This is a genomic window from Roseibium sp. (genome assembly GCF_025698965.1).
Classification (GTDB): Bacteria; Pseudomonadota; Alphaproteobacteria; order Rhizobiales; family Stappiaceae; genus Roseibium.
On sequence record NZ_JAILWL010000612.1, the window covers coordinates 1 to 3,246 of the forward strand.

Here is a 3,246-nt window from a genome sequence, read left to right on the forward strand (position 1 = left end):
ACAGATTATCCGCCGGTCTCAATGGACGACCGGTATCGTTGGACAGATGGCGATAGACAGCTTCGATGTAACCCGGCTGCGCGCCAAGCCCTGTGCCGATAGCAGTCCCCCCGAGCGGCAGAACCTCCAGGTCCTTTACCACCTCCCGGATCTTGTCACGGGCCCTGAAGAGAGCTGCGGCATATCCTCCAAATTCCTGTCCCAGCGTCATCGGCTGCGCCGCCTGCATGCAGGTGCGTCCGATCTTCAGGACATTCGCGAACTCAATTGATTTGCCCTGAAGACTTTCAGCAAGATGGTCCAGCGCCTCAATGAGAGCAGGCGCCTTTTCAAGAACCGCAAGTTTGACGGCGGACGGCACGACGTCGTTTGTCGATTGACCCGTGTTGACGTGGTCATTGGGGTTAAGCTGTTCGTATTGGCCGACCCGGTGCCCCAGCACCTGCAGCGCACGATTGGCGATCACTTCGTTCGCGTTCATGTTGATCGATGTACCGCCTGACCCTTCCAGAAGGTCCACAACGAACTGATCATGATGGGCGCCAGACAATATTTCTTCGCAGGCGGAGACAATCGCATCGCGATGCATAGGAGAAATAATGCCGATCTCGCCATTTGCTTTGGCAGCGGCTTTCTTGATGGCGGCAAGTGCGCGAATGAAAGCTGGCTCATTGCCGATTTTCAGCGGCGAAATGTCGAAATTTTCCGTGGCTCGCAAGGTGTTGACGCCATAGAGCGTTTGCTCCGGCAATTCACGCGTTCCAATGCTGTCGGTCTCGATCCGGGTCATGGATCAAATCTCCTCGAAGGTCAGCGTTTTGATGTCCTTTTGCGCGCCCGGCAAGGGGAGCACCCGATTGTGGAACACCACATAGACGCCGGCAGGCACGAGGCGCAGCGCCAGCAGTGCTTCGGTGACGTTTTGCACCGCATCCGACCCGCTGACGGTGAAAGGCACCATGGCGCCGGTAAAGATGACGGGAATCGAAAATCCGCTCATCCGGTCGCAGACGTACTCACCGGTCCTGACCATGCTGTCTGTTCCATGTGTCACCAGAACCGCGTCATGGTTCTTGCAACTCCCGGCTATCGCCGCTGCGATCTGAGCCCGCTCCGTGTCCTGAATGTCGAGCGAATCCAGATGCAGAAGATCGATATAGGTGAAGCTAAGGTCGTCGGTCCTCAGACCGGCGATGATGTCCTTGACCTTCGGCTCGAAGTTGTACAGCTGCGCCTTTGCCGGGCTATAGCTTTTGGCTATCGTCCCGCCCGTCATTACGACAGCGACCGAAAGCGGCCCCGGCCGAAAGCCGGCGCGGGCATGTTGGGGAGCATTCATTCCTTAAGTCTCATTATCTGGGGCGTACAACCAGAACCGAGCATCTGGCGTGACGAACGATCTTGGCGGCATTCGGGCCAAGCAAATAGTCTCCAAGATCCGGTACGTGTGACATCAGCACGATCAGGTCCGCCGAGATGTCCTCAGCGGTCTGCAAGATCTCCGAATAGATGGTTCCGGACCGGACAACCCGGTGGATCGGGCCGAATTCAGGCGTTTCCGCGAGGTTTTCCAGTCGATCGCGGGCAACCGACAAGGCCCTTTCCTTCAAGTCTGCCGGCAAGGCCGATGCAAAAGGAGCAGCCTGTGCGGCTTGCGCAATCACGGTGCCGAGTTCCGGCACAACGGTTGCAACGGTCAGCTCGATTTCGTTGCCTTTGGCGTGTTGCCGCAGTTCGGGCAGCACCTCGCTCCAGGACCTCGGTTCCTCGACATCGACAGGTGCAAGAATACGCAGTTTCATGATGCCCTCCTCACTCTCAGAGACCGGTGATCAGCGACGGCAGCCACAACGATAATTCAGGCAGGAACGTCGTCAGCAAAACCACAGGAAGATAGGCGAAGAACACAAAAACCAACGTTGGCTTGACCACTCGCGCCAGTGTGGTCTGACCAATGAGTGTGCCAAAATAGAGGATCGGCGCTGTCGGTGGCGTTATCAGCCCCATGCCCAGGTTCACGCCAATGATGGCGGCAAAATGAACAGGATGAACACCGGCCTCTGTCACGACAGGCAACAAGAGCGGTGCGGCCAGCAAGATCCCTGAAACGTCTTCCATGAACATTCCGATCAGGAGCAGGAAGGCATTGACCAGCAGTAGAAGGATGATCGGGTTTTCCGAGATCATGAGCATGGATTGCAGGATCTGTTGTGGAACTTCTTCCAGTGTCAGAACCCGTGCCAGCATATTGGCGGTGAAGATGACAAGCATCAGAACCGACGTGACCTGCGCAGATTTCCAGACGACGTCGTAGAAGGATCTGAATGTCAGTTCCCGGTAGATCAGAAACGCCACGGGCAATGCATAGATCACTGCCACGGCAGCCGCTTCGGTCGGCGTGGTTATCCCGCCATAGATGAAGCCAAGAATGATCAGCGGCATGGCCAGGCCAAACCCGGCCTCGCGCGTGCGCTGAAACACGGTCTTGATCTGTATGTTGAGCGGTTGGACTTCGGATATCCGGATGTCCATTTTCCGGGTCAGAACCATGTTCCAGAAGGAAAATAGGCTGACCAGAATGAGCGCAGGCAGCAGCGGTGCCAGAAAGCAGGCGGCAATGGATGTTCCCGTGACCCAGCCATAGAGGATCATCGTCGCGCTCGGCGGGATCAGGAGAGCCAGAACCGCCGAGCAGCTGACCAGGGAAGTCGCATAGCCGCGGTCGTAACCCTGTTCGACCATGCGGGGAATAGCGATGGAGCCGATTGCTGCAACGGCCGACGAAGCCATACCCGATATGGCGCCGAAAATCGCTGTGGTGATGACGGTTACCACCCCAAGGCCTGAGCGGAACCTGCCCAACATGCTGTCTGCCAGTTCAAGCAGGCGTTTCGCAATTCCGCCCTGGGTCATGATACCGCCAGCCAGGATATAAAGCGGAATCGCGAGAAGGACGACCGAAGACACTTTCGAATAGCCAGACGTGATCAGGAAGGTGGTTGAGCCGTAGTTACCGAAAACCACCAGGAATGCAGCCGCCGCCACAAAGGTCAAAGCAACAGGCACGCCCAGGATCATCAAAGTTACAAGTAGCGCGACATCCATCAGGATAAGAGGGCTCATTGCAGGACCTCCTCGGACGGCACGTGCCAGATTGTAGCGCGCAGGCTGTCGATGAATTCCAACAGAAAATAGAAGGCAGTCAGAGCGAGACCGAAGAACATCGTTCCGTAGATCCAAATCATC

The 3,246-nt window shown here is 56.7% G+C and carries 4 protein-coding genes; all 4 read right to left on the reverse strand.

The features are described 5' to 3' along the window. The coding region (locus K5905_RS30465) for a lyase family protein (protein ID WP_297591467.1) at positions 1-790 on the reverse strand (790 nt) is incomplete at its 3' end. A gap of 3 nt (positions 791-793) precedes the next feature. Beyond that, positions 794-1,339, reverse strand: coding sequence for an asparaginase domain-containing protein (locus K5905_RS30470; RefSeq protein ID WP_297591469.1), 546 nt, complete (start codon positions 1,337-1,339; stop codon positions 794-796). Positions 1,340-1,352: 13 nt separating this feature from the next. Then, positions 1,353-1,802 carry a universal stress protein gene (locus K5905_RS30475; protein ID WP_297591471.1) on the reverse strand — a complete coding sequence of 150 codons (450 nt, stop codon included), beginning with the start codon at positions 1,800-1,802 and terminating at the stop codon, positions 1,353-1,355. A gap of 16 nt (positions 1,803-1,818) precedes the next feature. Next, on the reverse strand, positions 1,819-3,123 hold the full coding sequence (locus tag K5905_RS30480; RefSeq protein WP_297591473.1) for a TRAP transporter large permease: 1,305 nt from the start codon (positions 3,121-3,123) through the stop codon (positions 1,819-1,821). Between the last annotated feature and the right edge of the window lie 123 nt (positions 3,124-3,246).

Bases quoted from the DNA above. Each gene is read 5' to 3' on its own strand.
- K5905_RS30470 (WP_297591469.1), bottom strand. From the start codon at position 1,339: ATGAATGCTCCCCAACATGCCCGCGCCGGCTTTCGGCCGGGGCCGCTT.
- K5905_RS30475 (WP_297591471.1), bottom strand. From the start codon at position 1,802: ATGAAACTGCGTATTCTTGCACCTGTCGATGTCGAGGAACCGAGGTCC.
- K5905_RS30480 (WP_297591473.1), bottom strand. From the start codon at position 3,123: ATGAGCCCTCTTATCCTGATGGATGTCGCGCTACTTGTAACTTTGATG.